This is a genomic window from Methylobacterium sp. D48H (assembly GCF_053345715.1).
In genome coordinates, this window is the sequence record NZ_JBKFAP010000010.1 from 77,676 (window position 1) to 94,430 (window position 16,755).

Below are 16,755 nucleotides of genomic sequence, written 5' to 3' on the forward strand. Positions count from 1 at the left end.
TTGTAGTCACGTTGCTCGTCGGAGGATGTGGTTATGAGGACGTACGACGTTTCGCCCCTGTTCCGGTCGTCCATCGGGTTCGACCGCCTGTTCGAGCTGATCAACCAGGCCGACCGCGTCGAGCCGTCGGCCGCCTGGCCGCCCTACAACATCGAGAAGGTGGCCGAGGACCAGTACCGCATCACCATGGCGGTCGCGGGCTTCACGCCCGACGAGATCGAGCTGACCCAGCAGGACACCACGCTCCTCGTCTCGGGTCAGAAGGCCGCCCAGGAGGGTGAGAAGCACTATCTCTACCGCGGCATCGCGGCCCGCACGTTCCGCCAGACGTTCAATCTGGCCGAGCACGTGAAGGTCGTGGGCGCGTCGATGGAGAACGGCCTGCTCACCGTCGCGCTGAAGCGCGAGGTGCCGGAGGCGCTGAAGCCCCGCCGCATCGCCATCGGCGGCACGACGGCCGCGTCCGGCCAGGACAACGCCCCGGCGCAGATCGCCCGCGAGGCCAAGGCAGCCTGAATGGCAGCCTGATCGGACGATCTGATCCGGTGTCCCGGGCGGCGCGCCCGGGCACACTTGTCGACACGGATGACATCCCTCACGGGTCCGCGGACCCGCGGGCCCGTTCCCACGACTGCACCGCATTCGATGGAGCGAGGACCATGAGCGTGAGAGATCTGATTCCCTGGAACCGCACCCCCGCCCCGGCGCCGACCGCCCTGTCGCAGGAGCCGGCCAGCCCCTTCCTGACGCTGCACCGGGAGATGAACCGCCTGTTCGACGACGTGTTCGGCGGGTTCGGCGGCGTGCCGAGCCTCGCGGGCCGCGGCTTCGGCTGGCCCCATATCGAGCTGGCGGAGGCGGACGGTGCGCTGCGCGTCTCCGCCGAGCTTCCCGGGCTCGACGAGAAGGACGTCGAGCTGCTCATCGCGGACGGCGTCCTGACCCTGAAGGGCGAGAAGCGCGCGGAGTCCACCGACACGGGCCGCGGCTATTCCGAGCGCAGCTACGGCCGCTTCGAGCGGTCGATCGCCCTCCCCGTGCCGGTCGACGAGGACAGGGCCGAGGCGACGTTCCGCAACGGCGTCCTCACGGTGACGCTGCCGCGCGCGGCCGAGGCGCCGGAGCGCCGCCGGCGCATCGCCATCAACGGCACCGGCGCGCCGGCCGCCAAGCACTGAGCCGGGCCCGGGGCCGACCCTGGGGGGTGACCGCCTGCGCGGTCACGGACCCGAACGCATGACGCGACGGCCGGCGCGGCCCGATCGGGCGTGCCGGCCACCCCAGCCTTTGCTCACGATGAGGAGGGTCGCATGCAGCCGATCGATCTCAACCCCGTCCATCCCGCGTTCCGTCCCGAGATCGGGCGCGTCGGTCCGGTGGCGGCCGCCAGCCTGAGGCCGCAGGCGGTCGAGCCGTTCGAGGCCTTCGTGGCGCCGGGCGACGTCTTCCGGCATCCCCGGGAGGTGCTGCGCTATCCCGGCCTGTCGCGGGCCGAGAAGCGGGCGATCCTGGCCTCCTGGGCCTCCGACGCCCGCGCGGTCGAGTCCTGCCCGACGCTGCGCTGCCTGCCGGGCTGCCGGGCCGAGCCCGTGCCGCTGAGCGCGATCCTGGAAGCGCTCCAGGCGCTCGATGAGGGTTCGGTACCGCCCGCAGCCCCGCCGCCCGAGCCCCCCGTCCCCGCGGCGCACTTCCGGCGCTGGGAGCGCGGTCCGGCCGGACCGGAGCCCCTGCTGAACTGAGCCGGGGAGCCGCGTGATGGCAACCTTCGACCTGCGGGGTGGGCACGGGCTCCTGCCCCGGTCGCGGCGCGGCCGGCGCCGAGGGCCGGCGCGGACCACCGACAGCACGGTGCTCGGCCGCTGGTTCCTGTCCGTGGCCCTGTGCCTCGCCCTGTGCCTCGCCCTGGCGGCGCCCTGCCCGGCGCCCGCCCTGCCCTGGGTGCTGGCGGCCCTGCTGAGCCTGTCGGGCTTCGCGTGGCTCGGCCGGGCGATCACGCGGGCCGGGCCGCCGGCCAACGCCCGGCACCTGACCGCGTGGGACGCGGCCCTGCTGTCCTTCGCGGCGAGCTTCGCCGTCCAATCGGCGGCGCGCCTCGGCCTCTTCGGCGGCTGAGCGCGCCCGTCCAGGGAGGCAACCATGCAAGATGGGACGATCGGAATCCGAAACGCCATCCCGCCCGGCCCGGCGGCCGCGCGCCTGCCCGACATGGAGCGCGTCCTGGTCAACCCGGCCGCGGTGTTCGACACCCCGGCCGCGTTGCGCGATCATCCCCGGCTGCTCCCGAGCTGCAAGCGGGAGATCCTGCGGCGCTGGGCCTGGGACGAGTACCTGAAGGAGGTCGCCGCCGCCGAGGGCATGGCCGAGGGCGAGCCGTCGCGGCTCGACGCCGTGAAGGCCGCCCTCCTGGCGCTCGGCGAGGCGCGGCGTCCCGATCCCGCCGCCCCGGCCGCCGCGATCCCGGCGCCCCGGGCGCTCGATCGCGCGGCGGCCTGAGCGCGCCGCGGCCGTCACACGACCATCACACGACCGAGAACCGGAACTCCGTGGCGGCCGCGAAGGTCTCGCCCGGCCGCAGGACCGCGGAGGGGAAGCCGGGCTGGTTCGGCGCGTCCGGAAAGCCCTGCGTCTCGAAGCAGACGCCGTCGCCCGACCGGTAGATCCGCCCGGACGGGCCGATCAGGCGCCCGTCGAGGGTGTTGCCGCTGTAGAGCTGCAGCGCCGGCTGCGTGGTCCAGACGTCGAGCCGCCGCCCGCTGCCGGGATCGACGCAGGTGGCGGCCGGCCGCAGCGTCCCGGCGGCCCCGCGCAGCGCGAAGGTGTGGTCGTAGCCCTTGGCGTAGGTGAGCTGCGGGTCCCCGGCGCGGATCCGCGCCTCCAGGGCCTGCGGCGCGCGGAAATCGAACGGCGTCCCGGCGACCGGCAGCAGCGCGCCGGTGGGGATCTGGGTCGCGTCGGTCGGCGCGAAGGCGTCCGCCTCGACCTGCACGACGTGGCCGAGGACGCTGCCCGCCCCCTCGCCGGCGAGGTTGAAGTAGCTGTGGTTCGTGAGGTTCAGGACCGTGGGCCGGTCGGTCACCGCGGCGTAGTCCACGCGCAGCACGCCCTCCGCGGGCAGGCTGTAGGTGACGCGGACGTCGAGAGTGCCCGGAAACCCCTCCTCCCTGTCCGGCGAGCGGCGGCTCAGGACGAGGCGCGTCGCGTCGCTGAGTTCCGCCCGCCACAGGCGCCGGCCGAAATTCTCCGGGCCACCGTGGAGGGTGTTGGGGGGCTCGTTCACCGGCAGCCGGTAGTCGTGCCCGTCGAGGCTGAAGCGCCCGCCCGCGATGCGGTTCGCGTAGCGCCCGACGATCGCGCCGAAGCTCGGGCTCACGGTCTCGTAGCCCGCCAGGGTGTCGAGGCCGAGCACGACGTTGGCCGGACGGCCGGCGCGGTCGGGCACCTCGATCGCCGTGACGGCCGCGCCGTACTCGATGACGGCGACGCGCAGGCTGCCCCGGCTCAGGGTGTGGCGGCCGACCGTTCGGCCGTCCGCCGTCGTGCCGAACGGTTCGGCCGGCATCCGGCTAGCGCTTCCAGACGCCGAGCCGCTCGCTCCGGGCGTGGTCCTCGGCCGCGACCAGTTCGGGGCTCGCCTCCGGGGCGGCGCGGCCGCCGCCGTTGAACAGCACCACCTCGGAGAGATCGCGCCCGTCCACGAGGCAGTTCATGTTCGCGCTGCCGGGGGCGGGCTGGCAGGTCACCGACCGGTTGCCGATGTACCGGGCCAGCTCCTCCGCCTGGCCGCCCCGCACCCACTCGACGCCGAACAGGTGCACGACCTTGCCGCCGACCTTGAGGGTCGCGGTATCGATCACCTGGGCCTGTCCGGTCACGGCGTTCGGCGGCAGCGGCGCGTCGGGCTCGGGATCGCCGCCTGTCTCGGGGGGCGGCGTCACCGTGTCGGGGGCCGAGGCCGGGGGACCTGCGGGCCGCGCGTTCGGCGCGGCGCCGCTCGGGGCTTCCGCGCGGGAATCCGTGCGGGAAGCGGTCGGGGCGGCGGGGCGCCCGGATTCCGGCGCGGAGCGGTCCAGCACGAGCCCCGCGGCGAGCACCGCCACCAGGGTGCCGGCGACGGCGCCGAGGAGCAGCCGGCGCTGCCGGCGCGCGCCGTCATCGATCCCGCCCCCGCCGAGGCTGAGGCGGTCGCGCACGTGGCCGAGGCCGTCGCGCAGCGTCTCGCCGAACCGTCCGGGACCGCTGTTCCACGCCGCCGCCGGATCCGCGCCCGCGGCCGGCCCGGCCTCCGCGTCGACGGGCGGGCGGGCGAAGCGTCCGCGCAGGTTCGTCCGCAGGCTGGCGAACCGGCCGGCGGCGGTCTGCGCCAGCACGCGGCCCTGCTCGGAGGAGCGCTCCGCCAGGGAGCGCGCCCGCTCGGACTGGGTCCCGACGAAGCGGGCGGTCGCGGCCTTCATCTCGTAGGCGCCGCTCAGCAGGGACGAGTCCCGGGCCTCCTCGGCGGTCGCCGGGGCCGGTTCGGGCTCGGGCTCCGGCGGCAGGAACAGGGCGGGATGGCGCGCGCGCAGCTCCGCGACGAGGTCCGCCAAGGTCATCGGCTCGGAGGTGCCCTCCCGCCGCCGCGCGGCCCCGTGGCGGTCGAGGACGCGGAGGCCGGTCCCGGACTCGTCCGGGGCGCAGGCGGCCTCGGCCAGGAGCTCCAGGGTCCGGACCGCGACGGGACGCGGACGCGCGCGCGCGATCTCGGCCCGGATCGTCTCGCGCAGGGCGAGGCGGCCGGGACTGTCGAGAACCGGCCGGGCCGGCTCCGTCTCCTGTTGCTCCACCACCGTTGAAGACGTCATTCACCCGATCCCGGCATCACCGACGCGCGGCGCGAAGGAGGCTCGATCGCGCCTCCCGACGAAGGGCGCCCGCGGGCGCCCCACGGAACGCCCGACCCGCAGGACCGATCCCGCGACGCGCCCCGCCGCACGCTTCCCTCGCTGGCGCCCTTCTAGCCGCCCTTGCGGGCGTTCTTGTAGGGGCCGCCGCAAACCCCGCGCGAGCCCGTGCCCGCCGCGAGGTGGCGGACCGCGACGCGCGGCTCTTACGCCTTGCCGGGCGAGGCGGCCAGGGTTCCGGCCTGGATGCTCCGCCGCAGGACGCGACCGGTCTCGCCGAGGATGTAGGGCCGCGTCCCGGCGAAACCCACCTCCAGGACCAGCTCAGCCTCGCCGCTGGACACGGCGCCCCGGCCCGGATTGGCGGTGCGGAAATCGACGATCGTGCGGATCGTGCAGGTCTCGGTGTCGCAGGCGGCGCGCATCGCCCGCGGCTCGTAGCGCCGCTCGGGCCAGCGCTGGACGAAGCTGCGCTTCTCGGCGACCAGGGCCGCCGTGGTGATCGGCCGCCCGTAGAAGCGCACGCGGGTCGCGTAGTACTGGGTCGCGGCCCCGACCATGGTGTCGCTCGGGCCGGAGACGGTGGCGAGGTAGCTCGTCGTCAGCGCCCGGGCGGCGGCCACGCGCTCCGCCGACGCGCCCGGCACCGGGGCGGGCGCGGCCGGCGTCTCGGCGAGCCGGTGCGGGTGGCGCGCGGGGTGGTGCAGGTGTTCCCGGACCGGCGGACGCTCCAGGGCGGCCGCCCGCTTCGGTCCCGGCGCCCGCGTGGCCGCCGCCTTCGGCAGGGCGTCCTCGCCCGGCTCGGGTCTGGCGGCCTGCCGGACCGGCTCGGCGGCGCGCACCGGCGCTTTCGCCGCGTCCTTCGTCGATTCCTTCGCTGCCTCCTGCGCCGATTCCTTCCCCGGACCCTGCGCGGAACCCTGCGCCTGCGCGGCGGCCCGGGGCGGCGGGTCGACCCAAGCGCTCTGGGCGGCGGCACCGCCCGCGAGGGCGAACGGCAGGAGCATGCCGAGGGCGAGGGCCTGGGGACGGACGGGACGTGTGGCGGACATCGGTGCCTTCCTGGCGGCCGGGGCGGGCATCATGGAGAACGCGCCCGCGTGGGTCGGGGGTTCCACGAAGGGCTCGGGCGCGCCCACATCCTGCCGAACTCCGCGCCGGCGACCAGCCCGGAATTGCGGGGATGATGGGGTTGCGTTCGTGCGTTTGGGTACCAAGTCGGGGACAGACTTGGCCTTTGGCCGGTCCCAGGTTCCCTACCGCGTTCCAGACTGCCCGCTCCCCCGTGCACCGAGGATCCCTTGGCCCGACCTGAGACCGAGTCGCCCGCCGGCCCGCTTCCCGGGAGCGCGCGATGAGCACGCAGCCGCGCCGGGCCCTGCTGCTCTGCAACGCCAAGGCGCGCAACGGCGCCCTGGATCTCGACGAGGTGCGGGAGATCCTGCGGGCGGGCGGCATCGAGCCGGAGGAGCCGCCGCCGGAAGCCGATTGCCGCGACGTGATCCGCGAGCGGGCCGGCGCGGTCGATCTCGTGATCCTGGGCGGCGGCGACGGCACCATGAACTACGCCGCGCCCGCGCTGGTGGCGAGCGGCCTGCCCTTCGCGATCCTGCCGCTCGGCACGGCGAACGACCTCGCACGCTCCCTCAACCTGCCGCTCGACCCCCTGGCGGCGGCCCGCTTCATCCCGACCGCGCAGGCGCGGCCGGTGGATCTCGGCTGGGTCAACGGCCACTACTACTTCAACGTGGCGAGCATCGGCTTCTCGGCGGAGCTCGCGGGCGAGTTGACGTCCGAATCGAAGAAGACCTGGGGCGTCCTCGGCTACGCGGTGGCGGCCGTCCGGGTCTTGCGCCGGGTCCGGCCCTTCACGGTGACGATCGAGCACGACGGCGTGGTGGAGAAGGTCACCACGATCCAGGTCTCGGTCGGCAACGGGCGCCACTACGGCGGCGGCATGACCGTGGAGGAGAGTGCCGCGGTGGATGACGGCAAGCTCGATTTCTACAGCCTGGAGATCAAGCACTGGTGGCGGCTCCTCGCGCTGCTGCCCGCCCTGCGGCGGGGCACGCATGGACGGGCCGCCGACGTGCGGGCGTTCCACACCCAGGAGATCCGGCTCTCGACCCGCAGGCCTCGGCCGGTGAACACCGACGGCGAGCTGACCACGCGCACGCCCGCCCATTTCAAGGTCTTCCCGAAGATCCTGCAGGTCCTGGCGCCCGAACCGGTGCGCGGACCGGCCCCCTTCGACCTGACGGCCCTCGGGAGCCGCCTGTTCCCGACCAGCGAGGCACCGCGCCCGTGACCGATCTGCTCCAGCTCGCCAGTCAGCCCGCCGTCTGGGCTGCCCTCGCCACGCTCGTGGTGATGGAGGTGGTGCTCGGCATCGACAACCTGATCTTCATCTCGATCCTGACCAACAAGCTGCCGCCCGAGCATCAGACGCGGGCGCGGCGCATCGGGATCGGGCTGGCGCTGATCCTGCGGCTGGGGCTGCTCGGCACGGTGGCGTTCATCGTGCACCTGACCGAGCCGGTCTTCTCGGTGCTGGGCCAGGACTTCTCCTGGCGCGACATGATCCTGATCGGCGGCGGCCTGTTCCTGCTCTGGAAGGCGACCAAGGAGATTCACCACACGGTGGATCCGGAGCCCGAGACCCCGGGCGTGACCGGCGGCACGATCGGCTTCGGCGCGGCGATCGGCCAGATCCTGCTCCTCGACCTCGTCTTCTCCATCGACTCGATCATCACCGCGGTCGGCATGACCGAGCACGTGCCGGTGATGATGGTGGCGGTCGTGGTCGCCGTGGTGGTGATGCTGGTCGCCGCCGAGCCGCTCTCGGCCTTCATCGCCCGGAACCCCACCGTGGTGATGCTGGCCCTCGGCTTCCTGATCATGATCGGCATGACGCTGATCGCTGAGGGGTTCGGCGCGCACGTGCCGAAGGGCTACATCTACACCGCCATGGCCTTCTCGGCCGGCGTCGAGGGCCTCAACATGCTGGCCCGCCGGCGCCGCCGTCCCGCCCGGGACGGCGCCCCTGCGTCGACCGGGCCGACGCGGCGCGCCTGAGGGCGGAACGATTCTCATGCGACTCGGTGCGGCCCTCCTCCTCCTCCTGCTCCTCCCCGCCGCCGTCCACGCGGAGACGAAACCGATGGCGCCCGATCCGATGGTCCTGCACGACCTCGCCCCCACCGGCACGCTCCGGGCGGCGATCAACCTCGGCAACCCGGTCCTGGCCCAGGGCGGCGCCGACGGACCCGCGGGGGTCTCGGTCGACCTCGCGCGGGCGCTGGCGGCCCGGCTCGGCGTGCCGGTGGTATTCGTGACCTTCCCGGGGGCCGGCGCGGTCTCGGGCTCGGCGGGCTCCGGGACCTGGGACATCTGCTTCCTGGCGATCGACCCGAAGCGGGCGGAGGGGATCGCCTTCACGGAGCCCTACGTGCTGATCGCCGGCAGCTACCTCGTGCCGGCCGCCTCGCCGATCCGCTCCCCGGAGGCGGTGGACCGCGACGGCGTGCGCGTCTCGGTGGGGCGCGGGAGCGCCTACGACCTGTTCCTGAGTCGCGCGCTGCAGCACGCGACCCTGGTGCGGGCGCCGACCTCGGCCGAGGCGGTCACGGCCTTCGCCCGGGACGGGCTCGACGTCGCGGCCGGCGTCCACCAGCCCCTCGCCGCCTACGCGGCGGCCCACCCGGAGGTGCGGCTGCTGCCGGGGCACTTCATGGAGATCCCGCAGGCGATGGGAATGCCGGTCGGGCATCCGGCCGGCGCCGCGTATCTCGCGGATTTCGTCGCGCGGGCGAAGCGGGACGGGCTGGTGCGGCGCGGCCTGGAGGCCAGCGGACAGGATCCGGAGCTGGCGGCGCCATGAGTTATCGGCGGCCATCGAACCCGCACACCTCGTCCTGAGGTGCGAGCGGAAGGAGCCTCGAAGGAGCTTCGAAGGAGCCCTTTCAGGGCTCGTGCGGCCGACTGGATCCCTCCTTCGAGACCTGCCGGGGCAGGCACCTCACGATCGGATCTACGGACGGACAGAGGATCGAGCGGAACGTCACGATCCGGGGTTTTCTCCATGTCCCGAAGAGTCTCTCGGCCGGCGTCACGCGCTCCGTCATCACGAGCGAAGCGAAGTGACCCAGGGTAGCGCGACCTCGGTGGGCGTCGTGCCGCTGGATCGCTTCGCTGCGCTCGCAAAGACGGTCAGATCGATGCCATCGACCGGACGCCGGATCACACCACGAGGTTCACGATCCGCCCCGGCACCACGATCACCTTCCGCGGCGCCTTGCCCTCCAGCACCTTCTGGACGGCCTCCAGCGCCAGGGTCGCGGCCTCCACGGCTTGGGCGTCGGCGTCGCGCGGCACGGTCACGTCCGCGCGCTTCTTGCCGTTGATCTGGACCGGCAGGGTGATCTCGTCCTCGACCAGGAGCCCCGCCTCGGTCTCGGGCCAGGGCGCCTGGGCGACGAGGCCGCCGCGGCCGAGGACGGACCAGCACTCCTCGGCGAGGTGCGGCATCATCGGGGCGATGAGCTGCACCAGGATGCCGGCCGCCTCCTGGGCGGCACCGGCTGAGACCGGCCCGCGCAGGCCGTCCTCCAGGGCGTTGGCCAGGGTGTAGATGTGGGCGACGCAGCGGTTGAAGCGCAGGCGCTCGATATCGTCCTGCACGGAGGCGAGCGCCCGGTGGGCGGCCTTGCGCAGGGTCAGGTCCGCGGCGCCGTCGCCCGCCGCCTGTCCGGCCGCGTTCACCAGCCGCCAGACCTTCTGGACGAACCGGGCAGCGCCCTGCACGCCCTCCTCGGTCCAGATCACGTCGCGCTCGGGCGGCGAGTCGGACAGCATGAACCAGCGCGCCGTGTCGGCCCCGTAGCTCGCGATGATGTCGTCGGGGTCGACCACGTTCTTCTTCGACTTCGACATCTTCTCGATCGGGCCGATCGCGATCGGCGCCTGAGTTTTCACGTGAAACGCGCGGCGCTCACCCTCCTCGGTGGCGAAGCGGATCTCGGCCGGCGGCACCCAGGCGCCGGCCGCGTCCTTGTAGGTCTCGTGGACGACCATGCCCTGCGTGAACAGGCCGGCGAAGGGCTCGGCCACGCCGGCCCAGCCGGTCTCGCGCATCGCCCGCATGAAGAACCGGGCGTAGAGCAGGTGCAGGATCGCGTGCTCGATGCCGCCGATATACTGGTCCACCGCCAGCCAGCGGTCGACCACGGCCCGGTCGGTGGGCGCGTCCGCCAGCCAGGGCGCGGTGAAGCGCGCGTAGTACCAGGACGAGTCGACGAACGTGTCCATCGTGTCGGTCTCGCGCCGGGCCGGCGCGCCGCAATGCGGGCAGGGCACGTTCCGCCACGCCGCGTCGCGCTCCAGCGGGTTGCCGGGCTGATCGAACGACACCTCCTCGGGGAGCTTCACCGGCAGGTCGGCCACCGGCACCGGGACCGGGCCGCAGCTGTCGCAGTGGATGATCGGGATCGGGCAGCCCCAGTAGCGCTGCCGAGAGACGCCCCAGTCGCGCAGGCGGAACTGGACCTTGCGCCGGGCGACCCCCTCCCCTTCGAGGCGCCGGGCCACGGCCTCGAAGGCCTCGTCCGTGCGCATCCCGTCGAGGAAGCGCGAGTTGATCATCCGCCCGTCCTCGACATAGGCGGTGTCGGTGATGACGAACGTCGCCGGATCCTGCCCTTCCGGGCAGACCACGGGCGTGTTGCCGAGCCCGTACTTGTTGGCGAAATCGAGGTCGCGCTGATCGTGCGCCGGGCAGCCGAACACCGCGCCGGTGCCGTACTCCATGAGCACGAAGTTCGCCACGTAGACCGGCAGCTCCCAGGACGGGTCCAAGGGATGGCGGACGGTCAGGCCGGTGTCGAAGCCGTGCTTCTCGGCGGTGTCGATCGCGGCCTGGGCGGTGCCGGTGCGGCGGCACTCCTCGATGAAGGTCTGCAGCTCCGGCCGTCCCTCGGCCAGCGCGGCGGCCAGGGGATGGTCGGCGGCGATCGCCAGGAACTTGGCGCCGAACAGGGTGTCGGGCCGGGTCGTGTAGACGGGCACCGGATCGGCCGCGCCGGCCACCGGTCGGGCCAGGGCGAAAAGAACCTCCAGGCCCTCCGAGCGGCCGATCCAGTTCTTCTGCATCAGCCGGACCTTCTCGGGCCAGCGGTCCAGACCGTCCAGCGCGGTCAGCAGGTCCTCGGCGAAGTCGGTGATCTTGAAGAACCACTGGGTCAGCTCGCGCTGCTCCACCAGCGCGCCGGAGCGCCAGCCGCGGCCGTCGATCACCTGCTCGTTGGCCAGCACCGTGTGGTCCACCGGGTCCCAGTTCACCTTCGCGGTGCGGCGGGTGACGAGGCCCTTGGCCAGGAAGTCCAGGAACATGCGCTGCTGGTGCTTGTAGTAGTCGGGATCGCAGGTCGCGATCTCCCGGCTCCAGTCGAGCGACAGGCCCATGGCCTTCAGCTGGTCGCGCATCGACGCGATGTTGGCGTAGGTCCAGTCCCGCGGGTTGACCTTGCGCTCCATGGCGGCGTTCTCGGCCGGCAGGCCGAAGGCGTCCCAGCCCATCGGGTGCAGCACGTTGAACCCGCGGGCGCGCTTGTAGCGGGCGACCACGTCGCCCATCGCGTAGTTGCGGACGTGGCCCATGTGGATGCGCCCCGACGGGTAGGGGAACATCTCGAGCACGTAGTATTTCGGGCGGCCGTCGGCATTGTCGGTCTCGAACAGCCGCTTCTCGGCCCAGGCCTCCTGCCAGCGCGGCTCGGCATCCTTGGCGTTGTAGCGCTCGACGGGCTGGGGGGCGGTGCTGGCGGTCATGGATCCGGCTGCGTCAGGGGCTCGTCGGTCATTCCGAAGGATGACCACGGCACGGTCGCGCCGCGATAGCATATCTGCGCCGCAGCCGGTCAACGCGGCGCGCGATTCGGGCTTGCGCGGGGCGCGCGAACGCATAGGTCGGCGGGGATCAGGCGCGACGACGACGCGCGCCGAGGCTCATACCACGCAGACCGACGCCCGGCAGCGACAGGACAGGCACGCCATGGACGACGCGACGACCGGCACGAATGCCCCTCCGACCGACGGGATGGGACAGAGGACCGACAAGCTCCCCGTCGGTCAGGCCGATGTCGCGGCCGGGCTCGCCGAGGTGCGCGCCGCCATCGCCCGCGCGGCCGAGGATTCGGAGCGCGACCCGGCCGAAGTGCAACTCGTGGCGGTCTCCAAGACCGTCCCGGCCGAGGGCATCCTGCCGGCGCTGAAGGCCGGCCATCGCGTCTTCGGCGAGAACTACGTCCAGGAATCCACCGCGAAGTGGCCGGCCCTCCGCCACCGCTTCCCGGACGTGGAGCTGCACCTCGTCGGGCCGCTGCAATCCAACAAGGCCCGGGAGGCGGTGGCGCTGTTCGACGTCATCCACTCCCTCGACCGGCTGTCGCTCGCGGCGGCCCTGGCCAAGGAGATCGAGCGGTCCGGCCGGACCCCGAAGCTGCTCATCCAGGTCAACACCGGCGCGGAGCCGCAGAAGGGCGGCGTGCTCCCGGACCAGCTCGCCACCCTCCTCTCGGAGTGCCGGGAGACCCACGGGCTGGCGATCCAGGGCCTGATGTGCATCCCGCCCGCGGACGACCCACCCTCGGCCCATTTCGCCCTGCTGGCCCGGCTCGCCCACGAGCACAACCTGCCGATCCTCTCCATGGGCATGAGCGCGGACTTCCCGGCGGCGATCCAGCTCGGCGCCACCCATGTCCGGGTCGGGACCGCGATCTTCGGGGCCCGGACCCGGAAGGCCTGACGCTGGGCCCGGGCCTCAACCTGGGCCCGGGCCTCAGCCGATCCGCAGGTGCGTCCGCGGCCCGAGGCGCCCGAGCAGGCGCAGGAGATCGGCCCGGGCCAGGGCGACGCAGCCCTCCGTGGGGCGGTACCCGTCCCGGGCGATGTGCAGGAAGATCGCCGAGCCCCGCCCCTTCCGGATCGGGGCGCGGTTGTAGTCGAGGTCGATCACCACGTCGTAGAGCCCGTCGCCCCGCCACATCGATTCGGCGCTGACCCCCGGGGCCGGCAGGCGGATCGGCCGGTTGTAGCGGCGGTCCCGGCTCTCGTCGCACCAGCCGTCGTCGGGGCGGGTCGCCCGTAGGGTCAGCAGCGTGCGCGGCCGGACCGCGAGGTGGTCGGGCCGGTACGCGCCGCCGCGCAGGCGGAAGCGCCCGCGCGGCGAGCCGCCGTCGCCCTCGCGCTTGTCGCCGACGATCCCGCCCGCCCCGAGGGCGCAGGGAATCACCGCCGGGCCGACGAGGAGCTGCCCGCGCCGCCGGTCCCCGACGAGGGCGCGGACGCGGATCTCCCCCAGGGTCAGGCGGATGGGTCCTCTGCTCGGCCGCCGCATCTCCGTCCTCCCCGATCCGTCCAATCCCGGGGCCTTATGCCCGGGATCGGTACTTCGAACCGGTGAAAAATTGCGCACAAGGCAACTTCCGGCCACAAAGGATGCTCTATCTCTCGGTTGAACCCGGGCCGCCGAGCCGGGATTCGGGAGCGCGCCAGCCCCCCGCCGCGCCGCGGGGACCGCCGCCGTGATCCCGGAGCGGCGCGCCCCCGATCCCGCAGCCCGTTCGCCGGGGCGCTTGTCACGGCGGCGAAAGGATGCGGAAACACAAGCCTGGGTAGGGTCGTCGCGCGATCCTGCCGAGATCTGACATCATCGCATGCTGCACCCGGCAGGCGGCCCTCGCCCCTCCCGCAGCACGCACTGGGGCCCGGACGATGCCGAATGTCTACCGCCTGCTGATCTGCGACGACGACGCGGTCCTGCGCGATACCCTGACCGAGCAGCTCGATCTCTGCGACGAGTTCACGGTCTTCACCGAGGCCAACGCCACCGACGCGATCCGGCGGGTCGCCGCGGAGCGGATCGACCTCGCCGTCATGGATGTCGGCCTGCCCGACCTCGACGGGCGCGAGGCCGTGCGCCGGATGCGCGCCGCCGGCTTCCGCGGCCCGGTGATCATGCTGACCGCCCAGGATTCCGAGGCGGACCACGTCGAGGGGCTGGAGGCCGGCGCCAACGACTACGTCACCAAGCCGTTCAAGTTCGGCATCCTGCTGGCCCGGATCCGCGCCCACCTGCGCAGTCACGAGGCCTCCGAGGACGCGGTGTTCCAGATCGGCCCGTACACGTTCCGCCCGGGCGCCAAGCTCCTCGTCGGCGAGCGCGGCTCCAAGCTGAAGCTCACCGAGAAGGAGACCGCGATCCTGCGCTTCCTCTACCGGGCGGGCCGGGCCGTGGTGAACCGCGACACCCTGCTGGCCGAGGTCTGGGGCTACAACGCCCAGGTGACCACGCACACGCTGGAGACGCATATCTACCGGCTGCGCCAGAAGATCGAGCCGAACCCCGCCACCGCCGCGATCCTCGTGACCGAGGGCGGCGGATACAAGTTGCTGCCCTGACGAATTGAAGCTTTACGTGTAGGCGATCCGGCGGGTTCGCGTATGCGCAGGGTGGTGAGGCGTTCTTGGGGCTCGACGACGATATCGCGATCCTCGCGGCCGCGCCGCTGTTCGGCTTCCTCGACCGGGACGCCCTGCGCCTGCTGACCTTCGCGGCCGAGCGGCGCGACCTCGCGGACGGCGACCTGCTCTTCGCCCGCGGCGATCCGGCCGATGGCGGCTTCGTGGTGATGGCGGGCACAATCCGCCTGGAGCCCCGGGTTCCGACGGCCGAGCCGGTGCGGGCCGGGCGCTCGGCCCTGATCGGCCAGCTCGCCCTGTTCGTGCGCGGGACGCGCCCGACCGAGGCCCGGGCCGAGGGAAGCGCCGCGGTGATGCGGATCACCCCGATGCTGATGCGCCGCGTGCTGGAGGAGTTCCCCGCCGCCGCGCGGGCCGTCCACGACACCCTGGCGGACGACCTCGCCGGGCTGGTGACCGATCTCGATCAGGTCCGCGAACTGCTCGAGGTCATCGACGGCATCTCCTCAGGTGACAGCTCCGGTGGCCGCTTGTAAGCACGGGCTCCCGCCGCAAGAGTTCTGACCCGTCCCATGTCCCAGGCCGGCAAGCCCCATTCCGATCTCGCCCATTCCGATCTCGCCCAGACCATCGAAGCCGCCTGGGACGACCGCGCCAACGTGTCGACCGCCACCAAGGGCGCGGTGCGCGAGGCGGTCGAGGCGGCCCTGGAGCTGCTCGATTCGGGTAAGGCCCGCGTCGCCGAGAAGTCGGGCAACCACGACTGGGTGGTGAACCAGTGGCTGAAGAAGGCGGTGCTGCTCTCCTTCCGCCTCAACGACATGGCGACGATCGAGGGCGGCCCCGGCGGCGCGCCCTGGTGGGACAAGGTCGCGTCGAAATTCGCCGGCTGGGGCGAGGCCGAGTTCCGCGCCGCGGGCCTGCGCGCCGTGCCGGGCTGCTTCGTGCGCCGGGGCTCCTACATCGCTCCCGGCGCCGTGCTGATGCCGAGCTTCGTCAATCTCGGCGCCCATGTCGGCGAGGGCACGATGGTCGACACCTGGGTGACGATCGGCTCCTGCGCGCAGGTCGGGAAGAACTGCCACATCTCGGGCGGCGCCGGCATCGCGGGCGTCCTGGAACCGCTCCAGGCCAACCCGGTGATCATCGAGGACGACTGCTTCATCGGCGCCCGCGCCGAGGTGGCGGAGGGCGTCATCGTCGGCCAGGGCAGCGTCCTGTCCATGGGCGTCTATATCGGCGCCTCCACCAAGATCGTCGACCGGACCACCGGCGAGGTCATGTACGGCCGGGTGCCGCCCTACTCGGTGGTCGTCTCGGGCACGATGCCCGGCAAGGCGCTGCCGGACGGCACGCCGGGCCCCGGCCTCTACTGCGCGGTGATCGTCAAGCGCGTCGATGCCGGCACGCGGTCCAAGACCGCCATCAACGAGCTGCTGCGCACCTGATTCATCCGGGACCTGGCGGGAGCGCGATGGAGACGTCCGAGCTGACCCTGACGGTGGCGGGCCGGACGGTGCCGACCCCCTGCGACCGGATCGGGGCGGGGCCGGACGCGCTCCTGCTCCCGGCCCTGTCGACCATCTCGGCGCGGGCCGAGATGCGCGGCCTCGCCGGGCGGCTCGGGACGGAGTACCGCTGCCTCGTCCCCGACTGGCCGGGCTTCGGCGCCCGGCCGCGGGCGCGGGTCCCCCTCGCCCCGGCGACCTTCCACGCCTTCCTGGACGCCCTGTTGGCGGCCGCGCCCGGCCCCTACGCCCTCGGCGTCGCGGCCGGCCACGCCGCCGGCTACCTCGTGGCGGCGGCGCGGCGGCACCCGGGGGCCTTCGGGCGGCTGGTCCTGGTGGCCCCGACCTGGCGGGGGCCGTTGCCCACCGCGATGCCGGGGCGGGCGCACTGGTTCCCGCGCATCCGCCGGGCCGTGGAGGCCCCGATCCTCGGCGAGGCGCTCTACCGGATCAACATCAGCCCGCCGATCATCGGCCGGATGATGCGCGCCCACGTCTACGCCGACGCGGCCCGGGTCACCCCGGCGGTGGTCCGCGACAAGCACGCCATCACCCGCCAGCGCAACGGCCGCTTCGGCACCGCCGCCTTCGTCACCGGCGGCCTCGACCCGGTGGGCAGTCGCGACGCCTTCCTGGCCCTGTTCGGCGACGGCCTGCCGCCGACCCTGGTGCTGCGCCCCGCGGGCGCCCCGCGGCGCTCGGGCGCCGAGATGGACGCCCTTGTCGCCGGCGGCCGCGTGACCGGCGCCGCGATCCCCGGCGCCCTGAGCCCGCACGAGGAGCATCCGGACGCCGTGGCCGCCGCGATCCGGGCGGCGTGAGCGCGGCGCGCGGGCCGGCGCGTGTGACAAGCGGCCCGGATCGCCGCCGCCCCGCCCTGGACAGGCGTGTGT

Annotated in this window: 18 protein-coding genes; 13 read left to right on the forward strand and 5 right to left on the reverse strand. The window is 73.3% G+C overall.

The features are described from left to right. Positions 1 to 33: 33 nt before the first annotated feature. The 5 genes from ACLBX8_RS17830 (at position 34) to ACLBX8_RS17850 (ending at position 2,493) form a co-directional block, all read left to right on the forward strand. Entirely contained in the window at positions 34 to 516 is a 483-nt protein-coding gene (locus ACLBX8_RS17830; RefSeq protein ID WP_447700700.1) for an Hsp20 family protein, read from the forward strand. Positions 517 to 659: 143 nt separating this feature from the next. Next, on the forward strand, positions 660 to 1,178 hold the full coding sequence (locus ACLBX8_RS17835; RefSeq protein WP_447700701.1) for an Hsp20/alpha crystallin family protein: 519 nt from the start codon (positions 660 to 662) through the stop codon (positions 1,176 to 1,178). A 132-nt stretch (positions 1,179 to 1,310) separates the two neighbouring features. Then, entirely contained in the window at positions 1,311 to 1,739 is a 429-nt protein-coding gene (locus tag ACLBX8_RS17840) for a hypothetical protein (RefSeq protein WP_447700702.1), read from the forward strand. Positions 1,740 to 1,755: 16 nt separating this feature from the next. Then, positions 1,756 to 2,112, forward strand: a complete 357-nt coding sequence (locus ACLBX8_RS17845) for a hypothetical protein (protein ID WP_447700703.1) — start codon at positions 1,756 to 1,758, stop codon at positions 2,110 to 2,112. Positions 2,113 to 2,136: 24 nt separating this feature from the next. Further along, entirely contained in the window at positions 2,137 to 2,493 is a 357-nt protein-coding gene (locus ACLBX8_RS17850) for a hypothetical protein (RefSeq protein WP_447700704.1), read from the forward strand. Between the two features lie 25 nt (positions 2,494 to 2,518). Here ACLBX8_RS17850 and ACLBX8_RS17855 read toward each other — a convergent pair whose 3' ends face one another. The 3 genes from ACLBX8_RS17855 to ACLBX8_RS17865 form a co-directional block, all read right to left on the reverse strand. Then, positions 2,519 to 3,559 carry an aldose epimerase family protein gene (locus ACLBX8_RS17855; RefSeq protein ID WP_447700705.1) on the reverse strand — a complete coding sequence of 347 codons (1,041 nt, stop codon included), beginning with the start codon at positions 3,557 to 3,559 and terminating at the stop codon, positions 2,519 to 2,521. 4 nt (positions 3,560 to 3,563) lie between these two features. Further along, the gene (locus ACLBX8_RS17860) at positions 3,564 to 4,838 is read right to left on the reverse strand and encodes a nuclease (protein WP_447700706.1); all 1,275 of its coding nucleotides are present in this window, start codon (positions 4,836 to 4,838) and stop codon (positions 3,564 to 3,566) included. A gap of 245 nt (positions 4,839 to 5,083) precedes the next feature. After that, positions 5,084 to 6,016, reverse strand: a complete 933-nt coding sequence (locus ACLBX8_RS17865; protein WP_447700707.1) for a hypothetical protein — start codon at positions 6,014 to 6,016, stop codon at positions 5,084 to 5,086. 215 nt (positions 6,017 to 6,231) lie between these two features. Between ACLBX8_RS17865 and ACLBX8_RS17870 the strand changes: the two genes are divergently transcribed. The 3 genes from ACLBX8_RS17870 to ACLBX8_RS17880 are packed head-to-tail and all read left to right on the forward strand — an operon-like array spanning position 6,232 to position 8,757. Beyond that, on the forward strand, positions 6,232 to 7,185 hold the full coding sequence (locus ACLBX8_RS17870) for a lipid kinase (RefSeq protein ID WP_447700708.1): 954 nt from the start codon (positions 6,232 to 6,234) through the stop codon (positions 7,183 to 7,185). Next, positions 7,182 to 7,952 carry a TerC family protein gene (locus tag ACLBX8_RS17875; protein ID WP_447700709.1) on the forward strand — a complete coding sequence of 257 codons (771 nt, stop codon included), beginning with the start codon at positions 7,182 to 7,184 and terminating at the stop codon, positions 7,950 to 7,952. The genes ACLBX8_RS17870 and ACLBX8_RS17875 overlap by 4 nt, the downstream gene beginning before the upstream one ends. Positions 7,953 to 7,968: 16 nt before the next feature. After that, positions 7,969 to 8,757, forward strand: a complete 789-nt coding sequence (locus ACLBX8_RS17880) for an ABC transporter substrate-binding protein (protein ID WP_447715576.1) — start codon at positions 7,969 to 7,971, stop codon at positions 8,755 to 8,757. Positions 8,758 to 9,116: 359 nt separating this feature from the next. Here the strand turns inward: ACLBX8_RS17880 and leuS are convergent, their stop codons facing one another. Then, positions 9,117 to 11,702, reverse strand: coding sequence for a leucine--tRNA ligase (leuS, locus tag ACLBX8_RS17885; RefSeq protein ID WP_447700711.1), 2,586 nt, complete (start codon positions 11,700 to 11,702; stop codon positions 9,117 to 9,119). A 268-nt stretch (positions 11,703 to 11,970) separates the two neighbouring features. On the opposite strand from leuS, the gene ACLBX8_RS17890 reads away from it, so the two are divergent. Next, positions 11,971 to 12,678 (forward strand): YggS family pyridoxal phosphate-dependent enzyme, encoded by a 708-nt coding sequence (locus ACLBX8_RS17890; RefSeq protein ID WP_170855234.1) that lies wholly within the window; start codon positions 11,971 to 11,973, stop codon positions 12,676 to 12,678. A 33-nt stretch (positions 12,679 to 12,711) separates the two neighbouring features. Here ACLBX8_RS17890 and ACLBX8_RS17895 read toward each other — a convergent pair whose 3' ends face one another. Further along, positions 12,712 to 13,269 carry a L,D-transpeptidase family protein gene (locus ACLBX8_RS17895; RefSeq protein ID WP_447715577.1) on the reverse strand — a complete coding sequence of 186 codons (558 nt, stop codon included), beginning with the start codon at positions 13,267 to 13,269 and terminating at the stop codon, positions 12,712 to 12,714. Between the two features lie 377 nt (positions 13,270 to 13,646). Here ACLBX8_RS17895 and ACLBX8_RS17900 point away from each other — a divergent pair, with 377 nt between their 5' ends. From ACLBX8_RS17900 to ACLBX8_RS17915, 4 genes are all read left to right on the forward strand, one after another. Then, a complete protein-coding gene (locus ACLBX8_RS17900; RefSeq protein ID WP_020094282.1) occupies positions 13,647 to 14,333 on the forward strand; it encodes a response regulator transcription factor in 687 nt (228 codons plus the stop codon). 65 nt (positions 14,334 to 14,398) lie between these two features. After that, the gene (locus ACLBX8_RS17905) at positions 14,399 to 14,890 is read left to right on the forward strand and encodes a cyclic nucleotide-binding domain-containing protein (RefSeq protein ID WP_020094283.1); all 492 of its coding nucleotides are present in this window, start codon (positions 14,399 to 14,401) and stop codon (positions 14,888 to 14,890) included. A 36-nt stretch (positions 14,891 to 14,926) separates the two neighbouring features. Further along, the gene (dapD, locus tag ACLBX8_RS17910) at positions 14,927 to 15,802 is read left to right on the forward strand and encodes a 2,3,4,5-tetrahydropyridine-2,6-dicarboxylate N-succinyltransferase (protein ID WP_020094284.1); all 876 of its coding nucleotides are present in this window, start codon (positions 14,927 to 14,929) and stop codon (positions 15,800 to 15,802) included. Between the two features lie 26 nt (positions 15,803 to 15,828). After that, positions 15,829 to 16,683, forward strand: coding sequence for an alpha/beta fold hydrolase (locus ACLBX8_RS17915; protein ID WP_447715578.1), 855 nt, complete (start codon positions 15,829 to 15,831; stop codon positions 16,681 to 16,683). Positions 16,684 to 16,755 lie beyond the last annotated feature (72 nt).

Coding starts and splice junctions, on each gene's coding strand:
- ACLBX8_RS17830 (WP_447700700.1), top strand. CDS start 34: ATGAGGACGTACGACGTTTCGCCCCTGTTCCGGTCGTCCATCGGGTTC.
- ACLBX8_RS17835 (WP_447700701.1), top strand. CDS start 660: ATGAGCGTGAGAGATCTGATTCCCTGGAACCGCACCCCCGCCCCGGCG.
- ACLBX8_RS17840 (WP_447700702.1), top strand. CDS start 1,311: ATGCAGCCGATCGATCTCAACCCCGTCCATCCCGCGTTCCGTCCCGAG.
- ACLBX8_RS17845 (WP_447700703.1), top strand. CDS start 1,756: ATGGCAACCTTCGACCTGCGGGGTGGGCACGGGCTCCTGCCCCGGTCG.
- ACLBX8_RS17850 (WP_447700704.1), top strand. CDS start 2,137: ATGCAAGATGGGACGATCGGAATCCGAAACGCCATCCCGCCCGGCCCG.
- ACLBX8_RS17855 (WP_447700705.1), bottom strand. CDS start 3,559: ATGCCGGCCGAACCGTTCGGCACGACGGCGGACGGCCGAACGGTCGGC.
- ACLBX8_RS17860 (WP_447700706.1), bottom strand. CDS start 4,838: ATGACGTCTTCAACGGTGGTGGAGCAACAGGAGACGGAGCCGGCCCGG.
- ACLBX8_RS17870 (WP_447700708.1), top strand. CDS start 6,232: ATGAGCACGCAGCCGCGCCGGGCCCTGCTGCTCTGCAACGCCAAGGCG.
- ACLBX8_RS17880 (WP_447715576.1), top strand. CDS start 7,969: ATGCGACTCGGTGCGGCCCTCCTCCTCCTCCTGCTCCTCCCCGCCGCC.
- leuS (WP_447700711.1), bottom strand. CDS start 11,702: ATGACCGCCAGCACCGCCCCCCAGCCCGTCGAGCGCTACAACGCCAAG.
- ACLBX8_RS17890 (WP_170855234.1), top strand. CDS start 11,971: ATGGGACAGAGGACCGACAAGCTCCCCGTCGGTCAGGCCGATGTCGCG.
- ACLBX8_RS17895 (WP_447715577.1), bottom strand. CDS start 13,269: ATGCGGCGGCCGAGCAGAGGACCCATCCGCCTGACCCTGGGGGAGATC.
- ACLBX8_RS17900 (WP_020094282.1), top strand. CDS start 13,647: ATGCCGAATGTCTACCGCCTGCTGATCTGCGACGACGACGCGGTCCTG.
- dapD (WP_020094284.1), top strand. CDS start 14,927: ATGTCCCAGGCCGGCAAGCCCCATTCCGATCTCGCCCATTCCGATCTC.
- ACLBX8_RS17915 (WP_447715578.1), top strand. CDS start 15,829: ATGGAGACGTCCGAGCTGACCCTGACGGTGGCGGGCCGGACGGTGCCG.